Origin of the sequence: Sorangium sp. So ce362, from assembly GCF_051519845.1 — a bacterium.
GTDB lineage: Bacteria > Myxococcota_A > Polyangia > Polyangiales > Polyangiaceae > Sorangium.
In genome coordinates, this window is the sequence record NZ_CP150332.1 from 3,036,936 (window position 1) to 3,055,326 (window position 18,391).

General features: G+C 71.9%; 16 protein-coding genes. 13 read left to right on the forward strand and 3 right to left on the reverse strand.

Annotated features, from left to right (window positions below):
- The first annotated feature begins 325 nt into the window (after positions 1-325).
- From WMF17_RS12090 to rodA, 7 genes are all read left to right on the forward strand, one after another.
- Entirely contained in the window at positions 326-1,261 is a 936-nt protein-coding gene (locus tag WMF17_RS12090) for an RNA recognition motif domain-containing protein (protein WP_437602192.1), read from the forward strand.
- A gap of 192 nt (positions 1,262-1,453) precedes the next feature.
- Positions 1,454-1,615 carry a 50S ribosomal protein L33 gene (rpmG, locus tag WMF17_RS12095; RefSeq protein WP_437489944.1) on the forward strand — a complete coding sequence of 54 codons (162 nt, stop codon included), beginning with the start codon at positions 1,454-1,456 and terminating at the stop codon, positions 1,613-1,615.
- A gap of 112 nt (positions 1,616-1,727) precedes the next feature.
- On the forward strand, positions 1,728-2,762 hold the full coding sequence (locus WMF17_RS12100; protein WP_061608178.1) for a rod shape-determining protein: 1,035 nt from the start codon (positions 1,728-1,730) through the stop codon (positions 2,760-2,762).
- A 141-nt stretch (positions 2,763-2,903) separates the two neighbouring features.
- A complete protein-coding gene (gene mreC, locus WMF17_RS12105) occupies positions 2,904-3,761 on the forward strand; it encodes a rod shape-determining protein MreC (protein ID WP_437602193.1) in 858 nt (285 codons plus the stop codon).
- A gap of 4 nt (positions 3,762-3,765) precedes the next feature.
- Complete coding sequence (locus WMF17_RS12110; protein ID WP_437489946.1) at positions 3,766-4,290, forward strand: hypothetical protein; 525 nt, start codon at positions 3,766-3,768, stop codon at positions 4,288-4,290.
- Entirely contained in the window at positions 4,287-6,242 is a 1,956-nt protein-coding gene (gene mrdA / locus WMF17_RS12115; protein WP_437602194.1) for a penicillin-binding protein 2, read from the forward strand. Before WMF17_RS12110 ends, mrdA begins: the two co-directional genes overlap by 4 nt.
- Positions 6,239-7,375: a rod shape-determining protein RodA gene (gene rodA, locus WMF17_RS12120; RefSeq protein ID WP_437602196.1), complete on the forward strand. Its 1,137-nt coding sequence runs from the start codon at positions 6,239-6,241 to the stop codon at positions 7,373-7,375. The genes mrdA and rodA overlap by 4 nt, the downstream gene beginning before the upstream one ends.
- 33 nt (positions 7,376-7,408) lie before the next feature.
- On the opposite strand, the gene WMF17_RS12125 is transcribed toward rodA, so the two are convergent.
- The 3 genes from WMF17_RS12125 to WMF17_RS12135 all read right to left on the reverse strand — a co-directional run bounded on the left by WMF17_RS12125 (position 7,409) and on the right by WMF17_RS12135 (position 10,508).
- A complete protein-coding gene (locus WMF17_RS12125; protein ID WP_437602197.1) occupies positions 7,409-8,710 on the reverse strand; it encodes a GTP-binding protein in 1,302 nt (433 codons plus the stop codon).
- A 124-nt stretch (positions 8,711-8,834) separates the two neighbouring features.
- The gene (locus tag WMF17_RS12130) at positions 8,835-9,539 is read right to left on the reverse strand and encodes a PA14 domain-containing protein (protein ID WP_437649517.1); all 705 of its coding nucleotides are present in this window, start codon (positions 9,537-9,539) and stop codon (positions 8,835-8,837) included.
- A gap of 93 nt (positions 9,540-9,632) precedes the next feature.
- Positions 9,633-10,508, reverse strand: coding sequence for a rhomboid family intramembrane serine protease (locus WMF17_RS12135; RefSeq protein WP_437649519.1), 876 nt, complete (start codon positions 10,506-10,508; stop codon positions 9,633-9,635).
- A gap of 482 nt (positions 10,509-10,990) precedes the next feature.
- On the opposite strand from WMF17_RS12135, the gene WMF17_RS12140 reads away from it, so the two are divergent.
- The 6 genes from WMF17_RS12140 to WMF17_RS12165 all read left to right on the forward strand — a co-directional run bounded on the left by WMF17_RS12140 (position 10,991) and on the right by WMF17_RS12165 (position 18,324).
- Positions 10,991-11,620: an RNA polymerase sigma factor gene (locus tag WMF17_RS12140; RefSeq protein WP_437602202.1), complete on the forward strand. Its 630-nt coding sequence runs from the start codon at positions 10,991-10,993 to the stop codon at positions 11,618-11,620.
- Complete coding sequence (locus tag WMF17_RS12145; RefSeq protein WP_437602203.1) at positions 11,617-12,474, forward strand: hypothetical protein; 858 nt, start codon at positions 11,617-11,619, stop codon at positions 12,472-12,474. The genes WMF17_RS12140 and WMF17_RS12145 overlap by 4 nt, the downstream gene beginning before the upstream one ends.
- Complete coding sequence (locus WMF17_RS12150) at positions 12,474-13,076, forward strand: hypothetical protein (protein WP_437602204.1); 603 nt, start codon at positions 12,474-12,476, stop codon at positions 13,074-13,076. The genes WMF17_RS12145 and WMF17_RS12150 overlap by 1 nt, the downstream gene beginning before the upstream one ends.
- A gap of 95 nt (positions 13,077-13,171) precedes the next feature.
- Complete coding sequence (locus WMF17_RS12155; RefSeq protein ID WP_437649521.1) at positions 13,172-14,893, forward strand: DnaJ domain-containing protein; 1,722 nt, start codon at positions 13,172-13,174, stop codon at positions 14,891-14,893.
- 166 nt (positions 14,894-15,059) lie between these two features.
- Positions 15,060-16,889, forward strand: coding sequence for a molecular chaperone DnaK (dnaK, locus tag WMF17_RS12160; RefSeq protein WP_437489956.1), 1,830 nt, complete (start codon positions 15,060-15,062; stop codon positions 16,887-16,889).
- A 34-nt stretch (positions 16,890-16,923) separates the two neighbouring features.
- A complete protein-coding gene (locus WMF17_RS12165; protein WP_437602206.1) occupies positions 16,924-18,324 on the forward strand; it encodes a hypothetical protein in 1,401 nt (466 codons plus the stop codon).
- The last annotated feature ends 67 nt before the right edge of the window (positions 18,325-18,391 follow it).

Consider the following 18,391-nt stretch of genomic DNA (forward strand, 5'->3'; position numbering starts at 1 on the left):
GGGGTGGGCGGCGCGGCTGCCCGGTCCGCCGGAGCTGTGCCTCTGGCGTTGGGGGGGCCCGGGACCGCTCCTTACGGGCCTGCTTTGGGCTCGCTCGCCCGTGGCGGGTCCCTTGACGCGCCAGGGGCGCTAGATATCGTGGGGTGGAGTTTGCACCAGAGGGTCGGCCCGCCGACCTTCGCTCGATTGAGCTCGGTTGCCCCTTCCGCCGAAGGCGGGGTCGATCGAGGCGCGCTCGCGAAACGCTCCGCATCATCGACATCGATCACGGAGCGAGTGGACCAAATAAGAGGGAACGCAGGGGCCAACCCCAGGTTTTTCTACAATGGCTGAAGATTCGCGTAAGTTGTTCGTGGCGGGCTTGCCCGACTCCATCACCGAAGACGTTTTGCGGCAGCTCTTCGAGGCCACCGGCGGCAACGTCGTCGAGGTCAGTCTTCCGAAAGATCGTGCGACAGGTCGTCCGCGCGGCTTCGGCTTCGTCACGCTCTCGACAACCGGCGAAGCCAACGCCGCGCGCGAGTCGCTCGACGGGTCCTTTCAGGGCGGCAAGTCCATCTCGGTCCGCCCCTTCCAGGCCGAGCCCCCGCGGCGCGAGGGGCGCCCGATGGGCCCCGGCGGCGGCCCGGGCGTCGGTGGTGGTCTCGGCGGCGGCGGTGCGGGCCTCGGGCCGGCCGGAGCGCCCGATCGGACCCTCTACGTCGGCAATCTCCCCTATGACGCGAGCGTCGAGGAGGTCGAGGGGCTGATCGGCTCGACGGGCGCGGGGCCGGTGGTGCGGGTCCACCTGCCCATGGACCCTGATGGTCGCAAGCGCGGGTTCGGCTTCGTAACGATGGCCAGCGCCGAGGCGGCGCGGGGGGCGATCGATGCGCTGCGCGGTGTGGACGTGCGTGGCCGGCGCCTCGTCGTCAACCTCGCTCATCCGAAGGGCGAGCGCCCCGAGCGCGAGCAGCGCCCCGGCGGCTTCGGCGGCGGCGGCTTCCCCGGCGGTGGCGGCGGCGGTGGCTTCCCCGGCGGCGGCGGTGGCTTCCCCGGCGGCGGCGGCGGTGGTGGCGGCGGCGGCTTCGCGGGCGGCCCTGGCGGCGGCGCGCCTCCGCCTCCTGCGCGCAAGACGTTCGACGATCGCCGGCGGCGCGGCGCACACGACGGCGACGGCCCTCCCGGTGCTGGTGGCGGTGCCGCCGGCGGTGCCGGCCGTCGCAGCAACAACAAGAACTGGGATCGCGGCCGCACGGGTGACGACTGGGACGACGAATGAGCTCTCCCGGTTGACAACTGCACCATTTCTCGTAGGGTAGGCGCCCTCCAGACGGGCGGTCGGGCGTCGCTGAGCCCGCTCACGTCCACTGGTCCCCTGCCGGTTGCGGTGCCAGCGCTCCCGTGCTGCCCGCGCCTAGGTTCAACCAGGGCCGTCTGTGAAACAGATCGGCCCTGTCTTCGGAGATCTCCGATGCGCGACATCATCAAGCTGACGTGCGGTACCTGCGGCCGCGCGAACTACCACACGACGAAGAACAAGCGGACGATGACGGAGAAGTTCGTCATCAAGAAGTTTTGCCCCACCGAGCGCAAGCACACCGAGCACAAAGAAGGCAAGATCTCGAAGGGCTAGGCCCCGCTGCACTGCTGGCTGCTGCCGCCGGGCCCGCCCTTTCGGGCCTCGGGTCTGGCTCCTGCGCCCTCGCGGTGCTCGGCTTAACCTTGTCCATTTCTAGGGCGAAGCGATGATCTTCGACTGGCTCTTCGGCCTGTTCTCGAACGATCTCGCGATCGATCTCGGCACCGCCACCACCCTCATCTACGTGAAGGGCAAGGGGATCGTCTCATGCGAGCCCTCGGTGGTCGCCGTCCAGCGCGATGCTCGCGGCGGCAAGAAGGTGCTCGCCGTCGGCCGCGAGGCGAAGGAGATGCTCGGGCGCACCCCGGGCAACATCCAGGCGGTGAGACCGCTGCGCGACGGCGTCATCGCCGACTTCGAGATCACCGAGGCGATGCTCCGGTACTTCATCGCGCGCGCGCACACCCGCCGCACGCTCGTCAAGCCGCGCATCATCATCTGCGTCCCCTTCGGGATCACCGAGGTCGAGAAGCGGGCGGTGAAGGAGAGCGCCGAGGGCGCCGGCGCGCGCGAGGTCTACCTGATCGAGGAGCCGATGGCGGCGGCGATCGGCGCCGGGCTGCCGATCACCGAGCCCAGCGGCAACATGGTCGTCGACATCGGCGGCGGCACGACCGAGGTCGCCGTCATCTCCCTCGCCGGCATCGTCTACTCGCAGAGCGTTCGCGTCGGCGGCGACAAGATGGACGAGTCGATCATGGCCTACATGAAGCGCAAGTACAACATGGCCATCGGCGAGCAGACCGCGGAGCGCATCAAGATCACGGTCGGCAACGCGTACCCGCTCGAGCAGCAGCTCACGATGGAGGTCAAGGGGCGCGACATGGTCGCGGGCATCCCCAAGACGGTCGTCGTCAACTCGGACGAGATCCGCGACTCGCTGAGCGAGCCGACGAACGCCATCGTGGACGCCGTGCTCATCGCGCTGGAGCGCACGCCGCCGGAGCTCGCCGCCGACATCGTCGACAAGGGCATCGTGCTCACCGGCGGCGGCTCGCTCCTCAAGAACCTCGACGTGCTCCTCCGCGAGGAGACGGGGCTGCCCGTGATGGTGTGCGACGACCCGATCAGCGCCGTGGTGCTCGGCAGCGGCAAGGCGCTGGATCACCTCGAGCTCTTGAAAGAGGTCACGATCAGCTGACGACTGGTCTCGTGCTCCGCCCGTGAGCTTGCCGGCGGGGCTCTGCTGCTGCGGCGCGCGCCTCGCGGGGGCGGGCGCCGCGCGGCGACGACAGGGGTGGCCTCGCGGGTCGTCCCGTACTACCTGGGTCCGGGAGCCACGGTGAACCTGAAACGCTACCGCGACTTCGTGATCGTGCTGCTGGCGCTCGCGGTGCCGTTCTGGTTCCTGCGCGCCAGCATGCGCGACCCCAAGCACAACACGGGGGCCGACCGGATCATCATCGGCCTCGCGGCGCCGATCCAGTACGCGGCCGCGACCCTGGCGCGCGGCCTCTCGAACCTCTGGGGCGACTACATCTACCTGGTCGACGTCAAGGAGGACAACGCCAGGCAGGCCTCGCAGATCGCCCGCCTCCGCGAGCGGGTGCGGAAGCTCGAGGCGCTCGAGGAGGAGAACCGGCGCCTGCGCAGGCTGCTCGATCTGCGCCAGAGCCTCCGCACCGACGTGGTGAGCGCCCAGGTCGTCGGCAAGAGCACCAACGATTTCTTCCGCGTGGTGCGCGTCACCCTCGATCGCGAGGCGCGGGACATCGGCTCCAACCTGCCGGTCCTCTCCGCGGACGGCGTGGTCGGCACGACGCTGAAGAGCGCCGGCGACACGGTCGACGTGCGGCTCGTCGTCGACGGGGGCAGCGGCGTCGATGTGGTCGTCGAGCGGACCGGCGCGCGCGGCTTCGTCCGCGGCACGGGCGACGAGAGCAAGTACTCCTGCAGCGTGGAGTATGTGCAGCGCACCGACGAGATCGAGGTCGGCGACCTCCTCGTGACCAGCGGCGTCGGCCGGCGCTTTCCGAAGGGGATCCCGGTCGGGACCGTGACGCAGGTCATCCGCCGCGATTTCGGCATCTACCAGCAGGTCTACGTCGCCCCGGCCGTCGATTTCTCCCGGCTGGAGGAGGTGCTCATCGTGACGACGACGCCTCCGGAGGAGGCGCCGCCGCAGGCGCAGCGGAGGTGACGCGATGAGAAACTCCGCGTTCCTGGCGATGGGCGCCGCCCTGCTGATCGTTCAGTCGAACCTGTTCCGGCTCATCGGCAAGCTGAACATCCCCGGCTCCACGCCGAGCCTGCTCCTTCCGCTCGTCGTGTTCATGGGGGTGCACGAGTACTCGATGGCGCGGGGCGCCGCGCTCGCCTTCCTGCTCGGCTACCTGCTCGATCTCTTCACCGGCGCGCCGGTCGGCCTGTTCACCTTCATCACCGTGGCGACCTTCGTCGTGTCGCGGGCGGCCGGCGTGCGGCTCGCCGCGCAGACGCTCCTCACGAAGATCGCGCTGGCCTTCGTCTTCGGCCTCGTCGAGGGGGTGCTCATCGTGATCCTCACCGCCATCTTCGGAGGCGACGCGGCGCGCCCCCGCGCGCTCGCCTTGCTCGTGGCGCCGCACGCGGTCTCGACGGCGCTCTTCGCGCCGTTCGTCTTCGCGCTGGCCGAGCGCGTGCACCAGGCGACGATCAACGTCCCGCGGCCGGGGGAGAGCCCGCGGTGAGCCTCCTCGTCCAGCGCTCCGACGTGAGCGAGTTCCGCCGGCGCTTCCGGTGGATCGCGCTCGGCATGATGGTCGGCTTCATGCTGCTCATCGGGCGCCTGTTCTACCTCCAGGTCCTCGAGGCCGACGAGAACATGGCCATCGCCCGCGAGAACATCGTGCGGCGGGTGACGCTCGCGACCACGCGCGGCATCATCCGGGACAAGAACGGCAAGGTGCTCGCGGCGAGCCGGCCCTCGTACAACGTGTACGTCGTCCCGCGGCGCCTCGACATGGAGACGACCTGGCCGAAGATCGTCGAGTACCTCGGCGTCGGGATCGACGAGCGCGCGCGGCTCGAGGCGCTCATCACCTCGATCCGCGCCGACGAGGGCCCGCGCAAGAACCAGCAGATCCTGCTGAAGGAGGACATCTCGCGCGACGCCGTGGCGATCCTGGCGACGCATGACGCCGAGCTGCCGGGGGTCGACGTGGTGCCGGTCCCGGTGCGCTACTACCCGTACGAGGAGGTCGGCTCGCACGTCCTCGGCTACATGGCCGAGGTGGACGCCGAGCGGCTCGCGTCGCTCCGGAGCGTCGGCTACATTGAGGGCGACCGCATCGGCGTCACCGGGATCGAGCGCGCCTGGGAGAGCTACCTCCGCGGCACGCGCGGCTGGGAGAAGGTGCTCGTCGACGCCAAGGGGCGGCGCCGGGCGGGCGGCGAGGGGATCATCGAGGAGCCGCGGCGGGTCGACCCGATCCCCGGACGCGACCTCCGGCTGACGCTCGACGCCGACATCCAGAAGGCGATCGACAAGGCGATGCGCGGGGCGCTCGCCGGCGGCGTCGCGGTCATCGACGTGCGCACCGGCAGGATCCTCGGGCTCTACTCGAAGCCCGGCTACAACCCGAACGCGCTGTCGGGCGGCTCGGGCAAGCAGGTCATCCGCGACGCCTTCCGGCGGCTCTACTCCGATCCGCTGAAGCCCGCCCTCGACAAGACGCTCTCCGGGGCGTACCCGCCCGGCTCGACCTTCAAGCCGTTCACCGCGCTGGCGGCGCTCGAGAAGGGGCTCATCGATCCCCGGCAGTCCTCGCGGTGCCGGGGCGCGCTCACGTTCGGCAAGCGCACCTTCCGGTGCACGCACGTGCACGGGCCGGTCGCGATGCAGAAGGCCATCGCCGAGTCGTGCAACGTCTTCTTCTACCGGCTCGCGGCGGAGTACGGCGTCGGCATGGACGTCATCGCCGAGATGGGCCAGCGCTACGGGCTCGGCGCGCGGACGGGGCTCGGCATCAACGCCGAGGCGGGCGGCAGGATGCCGACTCGGGCGTGGATGACGCTCCGGAACAAGGGCCAGTACCGGCTCGGGTTCGGCCTGAACGCGGCGATCGGCCAGGGCGCGACGACGGTCTCCGTGCTCCAGCTCGCGCTGGCGTACGCGGCGCTCGCGAACGGCGGCACGCTGTACCAGCCGCAGATCGTGCGGGCCGTCGAGACGAGCGCCGGCACGGTCGTCCAGGAGTTCACGCCGCGCGTGCGCCGCCAGATCGACATCCGGCCGGAGAACCTCACCCTCGTGCACCGGGCGATGGTCGCCGGTGTGAACGAGGAGGGCGGCACGGCGTTCAAGGCGCGCGTCGCCGGCGTCGAGATGGCGGGCAAGACCGGGACCGCGCAGGTCTCGCACCGGCTCACGCGCGGCGTCGAGGCCGAGCGGGTCTGGTACTTCAACCGCGAGCATGCCTGGTTCGCCGGCTACGCGCCGGCGCGCGCGCCCGAGGTCGCCGTGGTCGTGCTTGTCGAGCACGGCGGCGCCGGCGGCAAGCACGCGGCGCCCGTCGCCTTCGAGGTCGTCCGCGCGTACCAGGAGCTCGCGAAGGAGCGGCGCGGCGGCCCCAGTGAGGGGCCGCGCGCGGGCAAGAGCAGCGCGGGCCGCACGCCCGCCGCGTCGGGGCGCACGCCATGATCCGGGGCGATTCCCTCTCAGCTCGTGATCGCGACCATTTCGACTGGCCGCTCTTCATCGCCGGGGTGTCGATCGCGGTGCTCGGCGTCGTCAACCTCTACAGCGCGACGAGCGTCTACTCCGGCTCGCGCGCGGAGCTCTACATCAGCCAGGTCTACTGGCTGTTCATGGGCGGCATCATCGGCGGCGTCCTGATCGCGATCGACTACCGGCACCTGGAGCGCCTCGGCTACGTTCTCTACACGTTCGGCGTCTTCTCGCTGGCGCTCGTCTTCGTGCTCGCGCGCGACGTGCGCGGCTCCGCGCGGTGGATCGAGTTCGGGGCGTTCCGCTTCCAGCCCAGCGAGTTCATGAAGGTGTTCCTGGTCATCGCGCTGGCGAAGTTCCTGCACGACGACCCGCGCAACGAGGGCCGCACCCTCCGCGATCTCGCGATCCCGGCGACGCTGACCGCGGTCCCTGCGCTCCTTGTGCTCAAGCAGCCCGATCTCGGGACGGCGACCATCCTCGTGTTCGTCTTCCTGACGATCGCGGCGCTCACGCGGGTGCGGTGGAGGAGCGCCGCGCTGTTCGTCGTGTCCATCCTCATCGCGGTGCCGATCCTCTGGGAGTACGTGCTGCTCGATTACCAGCGCGCCCGCGTCCTCGTGTTCCTCCACCCCGAGGAGGACCTCCTGCACCGCGGCTGGCACGCCCACCACTCGCGCGTGGCGATCGGCAACGGCGGGCTGTTCGGCAACGGGTATCTTCGGGGCACCCAGAACCAGTTCCTCTTCCTGCCGGACCAGTTCACCGACTTCCCGTTCCCGGTCTTCGCCGAGGAGTGGGGGTTCGTCGGGAGCGTGGTCCTCGTGTGCCTCTATGCGTTTCTGGTCGTGTGGGGGATCCGCATCGCGTCGATGGCGAAGGACCGCTTCGGCGCGGTGCTCGGCGTCGGCTGCGCGGCGATCATCTTCTGGCACGCGGTCATCAACCTCGGCATGACGTCGGGCGCGCTGCCGGTCGTCGGCGTCACGCTGCCCCTGTTCTCGTACGGCGGATCGAGCGTGACCACCGTGATGGTCGCGATCGCGCTGCTCATGAGCGTGTCGATGCGCCGCTACTCCGGCGTCGCCTCGCTCGATCGCCTGTGACGGCGGCGGGGCTGCCCTCGCACCTGCGCCGCGTCAGATCGCACTCTCGGCGAGCCGCGCTTCGATGGCGAACGCGAACGCCTTGAGCGCGTCGCGCTCGGTCACCTCGCTGCCGGAGCGCGCTCTCCGGACCGCGGCGCGGAAGCCGAGGTAGCGGCGCCCGTCCAGGCCGAGCAGCGCCGGCACCGTCGAGGCGTCGCGCGGCGCGTCGGTCGAGCCCGCGAGCTCCGCCGCCTTGTCGAGGATCCCCGCGACGAGCGCGTCGCAGCGATCGAGCGCCACGGCGTACCGCTCGGCGGCGATGTCCGCCTCGATCTCGGCGACCACCTCGCGCTCGGCGGTCGGCCACAGCGCCACGAACGAGAGGCCCGGCTGGGCGAGGTGCCTCGTGGCCGCGGACGGTCCATCCGCGCGCGCGGTCGCCGGGGCCTCCGCCGACGCGGCCAGCCTCCGGGCGGCGAGCCGCAGCGACGGCGGTATCCCGCGGCTCACCGGATCCCGGACGCCGGTGCTGCGCGGCGGGACGTCGAGACCCGGCGAGGAGGTCGCGCCGGGCGCGGCCTCTGCCTCGTCCGGGTCGTCGATCGTGGAGTGCGGGGGCATCGTCGACCACGGCTTGCTGGGCGGAGCGAGCCGCGAGATCACCGCATCGAGCTGCGCCGACGGCGGCGGCGACGCGTCGCGAAGCGCGGTGACGAGCCCGCCCTCGATCGCGTCGAACCCGCCGAGCCCGATGCCCATCGCGTCGGGCAGGCGGCTCTCGAAGGCGCGCAGCACCGTGGCGCTGATCTCCTCGAGCCCCTCGTAGATGCCGAGCCCCGTCTTCGCCGACGTGGCCAGCGAGACGGCGCGGGACGGGTTCAGCATCGCATCGAGCTCCTCCAGGGGGAGCAGATCCAGCAGATCGCGCTTGTTGTGCTGAAAGACCAGCGGGATGTGCCTCAGCTCCCGGCCCTGCTCGGCCAGGTTGTCGCGCAGGTTTTCCAGGCTTTCCATGTTTGCGTCGGCGCGAACGGCCTGCGAGTCGCTGACGAACACGATGCCGTCGGCGCCCGTGAGCACCAGCTTTCGGGTCGCGTTGAAGTAGACCTGCCCCGGCACCGTGAAGAGCTGGAGCCGCACGTTCATCCCGCGCAGCTGCGGGAGTCGGACCGGCAGGAAGTCGAAGTAGAGCGTCCGGTCGACCGGCGTTGCCAGGGAGACGAGCTTGCCGCGGTACTCGGGCTTCGCGGTGGCGTGCAGGTACTCGAGCGTGGTCGTCTTCCCGCCCAGGCCGGGCCCGTAATAGACGATCTTGAATACGAGCTCGCGCGACAGTGGGTTCACCGACGCCATGGGCGGCGGCGACGATACACGAAAAGGGGATCGGGGGCGCCGTGGCGTGCGCGCGTCAGCCCGCCGCGCGCCGCGCCGGACGGCGCTGGCCGAGCTCCGGTCGGCCGGCCGGCGCGGTCCTTCGTCAGCGGAGCCCGACGAGCGGCTCGAGCTTGTCCTTCTGGCCCATCTGGAGCAGGAGCGCGACCTGGCCCCGCTGCGCCTGGAAGTAGTCGAGCCGCAGCCGGTGCGTCCCCTCGGTGAGCCGCGTCTCGCCGTCCGCGCTCTTCGCGCTGTGGACCCCGTCGTTCGCGAGCACGCGCTTGTCGTCGATGTAGAGGATCGCGCCGTCGTCCGCGGTGAGCCGGAACTGGTACATGCCCTCCTGGGGCGCCTTGAACTCGCCCTCGAAGCGGATGGCGAACCACTCGTTCTGCGCGAGCGCGCCCGGGAAGCCGGCGGAGAAGTCCTGCGACTTCACCTCGAACTTGTCCGTGTACAGCACAGCGAACGGCACGAGCCCGTCGAAGCTCGGGAGCGTCCGGCTGTTCTCGGGGATCACGTAGGCGAGCCCCCGGAAGGCGCCGTTCTCCCCGTTGCCGAACACGTTCGGGGCGGTGATGCGCGGCGCATTGTGCGTGGGCAGGCGCCACTTCGGGGATTTGCGGCGCGCTGGCTCCGGCTCCGGCTTGGCCGGCTTGCGCGACCGGGAGGCGGTCTTGGCGGGGGGAGGTGGGGGCGGCGGCGACGTCTCTGCCGGCTTGCTGCCGCTCTGGAGGGTGACGTGGCAGCCGCCGAGGAGAGACGCGGCAAGCACGCACGAGGCGATGCGCGATGAGGTTCGGACCATGACGTCTCCGGAGAGGGAACGGACGGACAGGCCCGCCCCCACGTGAATGCGAGGATGGCGCTTAGACGTTCGGGCAGGGCGCGGCAATCAGCGTCACGCCTCGTCAGGGCCGTCCGGCGCGGGCGACCCCGCCGATCGCGGCGACAGCGCCCCGGTCGTCTCCCGCGGAGCCGCCCCGGGCTCGTCGCGCTCCTCGCGTGCGGGCGCCTCGATCCGCGAGAGCCCGTCGATCGACTCCGTGGCACGCCAGAGCGGCGAGCGCTGGGCGAGCCCGAGCGCGGCGAGGCAGGCGAGCACGCCGGCGAGCGCGCCGGCGTTGATCACGCCCTCGAACCGGATCCGCCCCGGGCCCGCGTAGATCAGCCCGAGCAGCGCGCCGCTGGCCAGGCCTCCGATGTGCGCCGCGTTGTTGATGCGGATGCCGGTGTTCGACGCGTTCACGACGAAGCCGAAGAGGACGATGTAGAACACGGCCTGGAGCGCCAGGTCCTTCCAGCGCGGGTCGCGGCGGCGGAGCAGCCAGCCGAGCAGGAGGCCCATCACGCCGAACACCGCGCCGCTCGCGCCCGCGGTGCACACGACCTCGGGCTGCACGAAGAGGTTCCAGGCGGCGCTCGCGACGAATCCGAGCAGGCCCGTGAGGACGTAGGCGATCGCGAACCGCGCCGAGCCGACGGCGGGCTCGGCGGCGCGGGCGAGCATGCCGAGCGTCAGCATGTTCATGCCGAAGTGGACGACGCCCATGTGGACGAAGACCGCGGAGAGCAGGCGGAACGGCTCGAACGGCTCTCCTGGCTCCACGAGGAGCGCGCCGAAGCGGAGGTAGTTCGACCTGTCCCACGCCGAGAGGAGGCCGAGATCGCGGGAGTGCGCGGCCACCATCTGCCCGACGAATACGAACGCCGTGAGCCCGCCGAGGATCTTGGTCGCGAGCAGGCTCCGCCCGTCGAAGGGTCCCCTCGCCGGCACGGCGCGGGCTGCAGGGAGGAGCAGCGGCGCTCCACAGCGGATGCATCGGCTGAAGTCGCTCCCGTTGAGGGCGCCGCAGCGCGCACAATTCAGCGAGCGTCGCCGCTCGCCGGACGGCCCTGCCGTCACAGGCTGGTCCCGACGCGTCGCCCAACCCCGGGGCGTGCGCGAGACCTGAACGTTGTATCGAGGGTCACGAGGGCTTCCTTTCACGGAGAACGCTCCGCGTCGAGGCCGGCACAATGTGGAGGCTCCGGGCCGTAAGGTCCACGGCTTTGGGCCGTTGTCGAGGTGTGAATGCGGCAGCCTCCCCGCGCTCGGTCCCCGCCGCCGCGTGGCGCCCTCGCGGCGGCGCGCGGCGGCACCCCGGCGGCGCGCCCGCGTTCCACCGGGGCCGCGGGGCGCGCCGTCCCGCCGCGGGCGCAAGGCGGACTTCGGTGCGAACCGTCCCACGTCCGGGTATCGTCGCCGCTGTGACGGCGGTGGCAGCAGCGAGGCCCGATCTCGAGGCGGAGCGCCTCCAATGCGAGCGCGCCGCGCAGGGCGATCGCGCCGCGCTGGGCCAGCTGCTCCGCAGGTACGGGCCTGCGCTGTACCGCGCGGTGCTGCTGCCCCGCCTCGGCTCCGACGCGGCCGCGCAGGACGCCCTCGCCGAGACGTACGCGCGGGTGGTCGAGCGGTTCTCCCAGTTCCAGTGGCAGAGCTGCGGCATCTACCCCTGGCTCCGCGTGATCGCGCTGCGCATCGCGCTCGACATGCTCCGCGCGCGCCGCCGCGAGGCGCTCTTCGAGCCCGAGGATCTGCAGCGCGAGATCGACGCCGCCGAGACCGATCTCACCGCCCGCGGCGAGGTCGAGCTCTGCGAGAAGCGCGACCTCGCCGACGCGCGGGCGCGGGTCGATGACGCGCTCGGGCGCCTCAACCCGCGCTACGCCGAGGCGATCCGGCTCCGGGTGCTCGAGGAGCGGTCCCGCGACGAGGTGGCCCGCGCGCTCGGGGTCAGCGTGGCGACGTTCGATGTCGTCCTGCACCGCGCCATGACCGCGCTGAAGAAGGCGCTCGCCGCGGGGGTTGCCGCGCCGCACGCGGAGCATAAGGAAGGGGCGCGATGAAGCCGCGGCGGCCCTCGGATCCGCGCCCCCCGCCGACCGGAAACGGGCCCGTGGAGCGCCGCGGCGGCCCGGAGCGCGGCCGGCGGCTCGCGCTCGTCTCGCCCGAGGCGGAGCCGTTCGCGCCGGCGCCCGACGACGAGCAGCGCGCCGCGCGCGAGCTCGCGGAGGCGCTCGATCGCGGCGAGGTCCCGCTCGCGGAGGCGCTCCGGGCCGCAGCTCGGCCTCTCGGGCTCGACAGGGCCGACCACGAGGCGCTGCTCGCGCGCGCGCTCGGTGACGACGGCGCGTCGCCGACCAGGGCCGAGCGGCGCGCTGCCGAGCGCCTGCGGGAGGCGCTCGATCCTGCGGCCGCCGGCCGGGGCGGGCCCGGGCGGGGCGGCGGCTCCGGCGGCGACGGGGAGCTCGCCTCGCCCGGCGCGCGCGACGAGCTCGCGGAGCTCGCCGTCGCGCTCCGGGCCGCGTGGCGCCCGGCGCCGCTCGCGGAGCTCCGGAGCCGCGCGCTCGTCGAGGGGGCCCTCCGCGCCTCGCCCGCGCCTCGCGCCCGGCGCATCGCGCCGGTCACGATGGCGGCGCTCTCGACCCTCGCCGCGGCGGCGGCCGCCGCGGCGTTGATCTTCGGCCAGCTCCGGGAAGAGCGCGCCTCCGTCGTGCGCGCGTCCGGCGACGACGGCGCGCCGCCCGCGGCGGCCGCGCCGTTGCCCTCGCTGATCGAGGCGCGCTCGACCACCGCGCTCTTCGATCCGGCCGCGCCGTTCCCGAGGGAGGGCGGCCAGACGGAGCGGATCGATCGCATCGCCGCCGCGCGCGCGTCCGATCTGCGCCAGAACCGGTATGCGGCGTGGGGGGTGCGCTGATGCGGAGCGCCCGCCTCGTCGTCGCTTGCCTGGGGCTCCTCGCAGCGGCGCACCTCGGGTGCGCCCGGGACGACGAGCGTGCGCGCGTCGGCGCGGCCCCGGGCGATCCGGCGTGCGCGTGCGCCCCGGCGCAGATCGTCGATCCCACGCTGCTCGCCTTTCTCTCCCGGGCGCGCGCGGCGCACCACGCCGCCGACGTGGCGCTCGGCGCGGGCGATCGCGTGGTCGCGGTCCGCGCCCTCGAGGGGATCATCGCAGCGCCGAGGCCGCCGGGCACGCCGCCGGAGGTCGCCGAGGTGACGGCGGACACCTACGCCCGGCTGGCGGAGCTCCGGGGCGAGGCCGGCGAGTTCGACGCCGCGGCGCGCGACATCGACGCGGGCCTCAGGCTGGCGCCGGCGCCCTCTCATTACGAGGGCCACCTCTACGAGGTGGCGGGCGTGGTCGAGGAGCGCCGCGCGAAGGCGCTGGAAGAGAAGGGGGAGCGCGCGGCGGCGGCGCAGGCCCGCGCGCGCGCGGTCGGCCTGCTGGAGCGGGCGATCTCGATCCAGGATCACGTTATCACCGAGGCCCTGAAGGGCGCCCAGGAAAAGCCTCGCTGAAGCGCGCGCCGGCCGTGGTCTCCAATTGCGACGGGCGCGCGTTCCTCGTTAGACTCGGCGGGAGGGCGTCGCTGCCCGACCCGATGACGCTCCGTGTGCCAAGGCCGAAACCCGGGTACGACCTCAAGTCGCTCCCGCTGAAACCCGCGGACGCGTTCCTCCTGTCCCGGATCGACGGCGTCCTGACCGATCGGGATCTGTCCTTGATCACGGGCATGTCGCACGGCGACACCGTCGAGGCGCTGCGCCGCCTGCGCGATTTCGGCGCCATCCTCCTGGACGGTGAGCCCTCTGGCCCACCTCCGCCGCGGGGCGCGGCCGACGCTGTGCGGCGTGGGGCCGCGGCGGATCCGGAGCGGCCGACGTCGTCCGGGGGCGAGTCCGTCCCGCTCGGCCGCGACGCGCTCCAGCAGGTGGACTCCCTGCCGCTCTACGATCCTTCCGAGCTGGACGAGCCGGTCGAGCTCGCCCCCGACCGGAAGCGGCGGATCCTCGACCTCTACTATCGGCTCGACGATCTCAGCTACTACGCGCTGCTCGGCGTCTCGGACCAGGCGGACAAGAAGCAGATCAAGAGCGCCTATTACCAGCTCGCGCCGGAGTTCCATCCGGACACCTACTTCCGCAAGCAGCTCGGCTCGTACAAGCAGAAGATCGAGGCCCTCTTCACGCGCATCACGCTGGCGCACGACACGCTGACGTCGAAGCAGCGGCGCGCCGAGTACGACGGGTACCTCGAGCAGACCCACAAGAACCGGACGATGGCGGCGCTGATCGAGCAGACGCCCCGCGACATCGCCACGATCTCCACCGCCGTCGACGCCTCGGTGCGCGCTGCGTTCGCCGATCCGCACGACGTGGTCGGGTCGCCCGGACGTTACTCCTCCGAACGCCCACCCGCCGAGCAGGCCCCCGCCGCGGCGTTCACGCGCGCAGCGGCGCCGGCGCAGCCGTCCTACGCGGCGAGCTCGCCGGACCACGGAGGCGCGCCGGCGCGGAGCGCGTCGGCCGGCTCGCCCGCCGCGCCCGCTCCCAGCGCGAAGGATCGGCGCGAGACGTTCGCGCGCAAGCTCACCGGAGGCCTGCGGCGCGCTCCGGCGGGCGCGCCCTCCCCGGCGCCTGCCGCAGCGGCGGCCCCGGCGCCTGCCGCAGCGGCGGTCACGGCGCCCGCCGCTGCGGCGGTGTCGAGGGCCCCGGGCGGCGTCCGATCGCCCGAGTCGATGAGGGCGGTCGAGGCGCTCAAGGCGCGCTACGATTCCGCCCGCAACGAGGCGCTCCGGAACCAGATCGCGCGGCACGCCGAGGCGGCTCGGTCCGCGCTCGACCGGAACGACTACGCGGGGGCGGCCAACGCGTTCCGGATCGCCGCGTCGCTCGCGCCGGAGGACGCCGCGCTCCAGAGGGCGTCGGCCGACGTGCAGCGCCTCGCGGCGGTGGCGCTGGCGGACGGCTACCTCAAGCAGGCCCACTACGAGGCACAGACCGGGCGCTGGGTCGATGCGGCGCTGAGCTATGCGAAGGTGTGCAACGGTCGCCCGGACGACGCCGACGCGCACGAGCGGGTCGCCTACGCGACGCTCCAGGCCGGGGAGAACACGCGACGGGCGGTGGAGTTCGCACGCCGGGCGGTGGAGCTCGTGCCCGCCTCGGTGGAGTACCGGCTGACGCTCGCGCTCTCGTACGCGGCCGCGGGGCTCACGAAGAGCGCGACGGGCGAGCTCGACCGCGCGGGCGAGCTCGCAGGGAACGACGCCCGGCTGCGCGACCTCATCGCCCAGGCGCGCGAGCAGGCCAAGGCGTACGGGAAGCAAGTCTAGCGCCGCCCGGTAACGCCCGCCGCGGTCGGGCCGGGGGCGGCGCCTTCGGAAGGGGCCGAGCACGATTGGCCCGCTCGGCTCCGCGAAACGGTCTAGCATCGTGACCTCGGCGGCCGTTCGGGCCGAAGATCACTAGCCGAAGATCACAAGAGGAGCAGCGGCATCGATGGAGCGTGTCATCGGCATTGACCTTGGCACCACGAATTCGTGCGTTGCCATCGTCGAGGAGGGCGTCCCGACCGTCATCCCGAATCGCGGTGGGTACAAAACGACGCCGTCCATGGTGGCGATCACCGAGGCCGGCAAGCGGCTCTGCGGGCACATCGCGAAGCGGCAGGCGATCACCAACGCCGAGAACACGGTCTACGCCGCGAAGCGGCTGATCGGCCGCAAGTGGTCGTCCCCGCAGGTGAAGAACGCGATCCTGACTGCCTCGTACAAGATCGTCGAGGGGCCGCACGGGGACGTCCGCATCCAGCTGCGCGACAAGACGTACTCGGTCCCCGAGATCAGCGCGATGGTCCTCCAGGAGATGAAGCTGTTCGCCGAGGACTACCTCAACGAGCCCGTCTCGAAGGCGGTGATCACCGTCCCCGCCTACTTCAACGACAACCAGCGGCAGGCGACGAAGGACGCGGGCCAGATCGCGGGGCTCGACGTCATCCGCATCGTCAACGAGCCGACGGCGGCGGCGCTCGCGTACGGGTTCGGCAAGAACTTCGAGAAGACGATCGCCGTGTTCGACCTCGGCGGCGGCACGTTCGACATCTCCGTGCTCGAGATCGGCGCGGGCGGGGTCTTCAAGGTCATCGCCACCGCGGGCGACACGTTCCTCGGCGGCGAGGATTTCGACGCGCGGGTCATCGACTGGCTGGTGCAGGGCTTCAAGGAGCAGCACGACGTCGATCTGCGGCAGGACAGGATGGCGCTCCAGCGGCTCAAGGACGCGGCCGAGAAGGCGAAGTGCGAGCTGTCCAGCGTGCTGGAGACCGAGATCAACCTGCCGTTCATCATCTCGAGCGCGCGCAACGAGGCGCTCCACCTGCAGCGCACGCTCTCGCGGGTCACGCTGCAGGAGCTGTGCGAGGACCTCGTCGAGCGGTGCGTCGAGATCTGCAGCCAGACGCTCGAGGATGCGCGGCTCGATCGCGACGAGATCGAGGACGTCGTGCTCGTCGGCGGCATGACGCGCATGCCGCGGGTGCAGGAGGCCGTGCGCGACTTCTTCGAGCGCGAGCCGTGCAAGGGGGTGCACCCCGACGAGGTGGTCGCGCTCGGCGCGGCGGTGCAGGGCGCCGCGCTCGTGGACGAGACGAAGCAGATGATCCTGCTCGACGTCACGCCGCACGCGCTCGGCATCATGACCTTCGGGTCGAACTTCGAGGAGCTCATCCCGCAGAACACCACCGTGCCCACGAGCCGGTCGAAGATCTTCACGACGAGCCGCGACAACCAGACCGCGGTGAAGATCCTGGTCATGCAGGGCGAGCACCAGAAGGCGACCGACAACGAGCTGCTCGGCGAGTTCATCCTCACGGGCCTGCGCCGCGCACCGAAGGGCCAGGTCGAGATCGAGGTGACGTTCGAGATCAACAGCGACGGCATCGTCTCCGTGAGCGCGAAGGATCTGGAGACGGGCCAGCAGCAGTCGATCCAGGTCACCGCGTCGAGCGGCCTCACGAAGGAGGAGGTGGGCGAGATGATGGAGGCGGCGAAGGAGTACCTCGTCGATCGCCGCGTGAGCGACCAGTTCGAGGGCGTCCGGCAGGAGGCCGAGAAGCTCATCGCCGAGATCGAGCGGATGTTCCCGCAGGTAGAGCAGATCGTGGCGTCCAGCGATTTCGGCCGCGACGCCATCGGCAAGGCGCGCGGGATCGTGGACCGCTCGCGCCAGGCCATTGGCCGGCGCGACGCGGCCGCGGTCAAGGAGCAGATGGAGGCGCTCTCGCGCACCCACCGGATGTTCAAGGGTGTCGTAGCCAGGCCACAGGGATGAACGGTGGCCGCGATGAGGGAAGACGATGCGGTCGGTGCCGCCTGACTCCAAGACCCTGGACTCCTCCTGGGGGCACGATGAGGTGGACGAGCTCGAGGACACCCAGCCCGTCGCCTCGAAGGAGATCCTCGCGCGCATCGCGCTGACGCGCGAGGGGCAGGGCTCACCCCGCATGGCGACCCCGCCCTCCGGCTTGCCCCCGCAGCCGGACGCCGAGGGCAAGATCACCCTTCCGCCGCCAATCCCGGTCAGCGAATACGTGGCAAAGATGATGACCCGTCGCTCTCATTCGAGCTCCGAGATCACCGCCCAGCGGCCGCGCCCGCCCGAGGGGCCTCCGGAGGGGTACCCGCCCGTGCCGACGCGCAAGACGATCCCCTGGGAGCCGCCGCCCGGCAGCAGCTTCTCGGGCAAGCACGGCCCGTCCAGCCTGGAGGCCGCGCGGCTCGACCTGGAGGCCGCGCGGCTCGGCCTGGAGTGCGACGAGCCCGGGGTTCCGTCGCGGCCCGGCGGCCGGATGGGCTTCGGATCGCTCGAGGGCGAGCACGAGCTCGGGCCGGACCTCGACGATTTCCTGCGCGAGCCGGGCCAGGTGTACCCGCACAGCTTCGGGGAGATCGACGTCTTCGGTGGCCCTCCGGTCGATGCGCGGGACGTTCACGACCCCCAGAGCGCGCGGGGGCGCGGATACGCACCCGAGGACGCAGGGCCGCAGGGCATCGATTTCCGGCTCGATCTCGGCTTCGAGGAGCCGGGCCTCGCCATGGATGAGCAGCCGGTCACGCCGCCTCCCGGCACGCTCCGGTACGGCCTGATCGTGGAGGACGACGAGCCCGCCTTCCGCGGCGGGACGGGCGCGCTCGCCGGCTCCACCTCGTACCGGGTCTCCGGCGACACGCAGGGCGGGGCGCGCGCGCCGCGCCGGATCGAGACGGATCGCGCGCCGCGCCGGATCGAGACGGATCGCGCGCCGCGCCGGATCGAGACGGATCGCGCGCCGGCGGCTGCCGCGAGGGTGGACAAGGGGGTCCACTCCCGTGCGACCGAGCCCCAGCTGAGCCTCCAGGGGCCGCGCGAGCAGATGCAGCACCGGTTCGATCAGGGGGACTTCGGGGGCGCGCTCGTCCTCGCGGAGGGCCTGCTCGAGGAGAACCCGAAGGACTCGATGGCGCGGCAGTACGCCGACAGCTGCGTCGAGATGTTGCGGCAGATGTACCAGTCGCGCCTCGGCGACGGCTCGCGCGTGCTCCGCCTCGCGGTGTCGCCGGACCAGCTCCGCTCGTTGAACCTCGATCACCGCGCGGGCTTCTTGCTGTCGTGCATCGACGGGTACAGCTCGATCGACGAGATCCTCGACGTCTCGGGCATGCAGACGCTCGAGGCCTTGCGGCTCCTGTACGAGCTCATGCAGGAGGGGATCGTCGGCGGCGTGTAGGCGTCGGGATCGCCTGAGGTCCCCGGTCCCGGCCTCGAATCGTGCCGGGCGGGCTGCGGCGCGTGTT

Coding starts and splice junctions, on each gene's coding strand:
- WMF17_RS12090 (WP_437602192.1), top strand. CDS start 326: ATGGCTGAAGATTCGCGTAAGTTGTTCGTGGCGGGCTTGCCCGACTCC.
- rpmG (WP_437489944.1), top strand. CDS start 1,454: ATGCGCGACATCATCAAGCTGACGTGCGGTACCTGCGGCCGCGCGAAC.
- WMF17_RS12100 (WP_061608178.1), top strand. CDS start 1,728: ATGATCTTCGACTGGCTCTTCGGCCTGTTCTCGAACGATCTCGCGATC.
- WMF17_RS12110 (WP_437489946.1), top strand. CDS start 3,766: ATGAGAAACTCCGCGTTCCTGGCGATGGGCGCCGCCCTGCTGATCGTT.
- rodA (WP_437602196.1), top strand. CDS start 6,239: ATGATCCGGGGCGATTCCCTCTCAGCTCGTGATCGCGACCATTTCGAC.
- WMF17_RS12125 (WP_437602197.1), bottom strand. CDS start 8,710: ATGGCGTCGGTGAACCCACTGTCGCGCGAGCTCGTATTCAAGATCGTC.
- WMF17_RS12130 (WP_437649517.1), bottom strand. CDS start 9,539: ATGGTCCGAACCTCATCGCGCATCGCCTCGTGCGTGCTTGCCGCGTCT.
- WMF17_RS12145 (WP_437602203.1), top strand. CDS start 11,617: ATGAAGCCGCGGCGGCCCTCGGATCCGCGCCCCCCGCCGACCGGAAAC.
- WMF17_RS12150 (WP_437602204.1), top strand. CDS start 12,474: ATGCGGAGCGCCCGCCTCGTCGTCGCTTGCCTGGGGCTCCTCGCAGCG.
- dnaK (WP_437489956.1), top strand. CDS start 15,060: ATGGAGCGTGTCATCGGCATTGACCTTGGCACCACGAATTCGTGCGTT.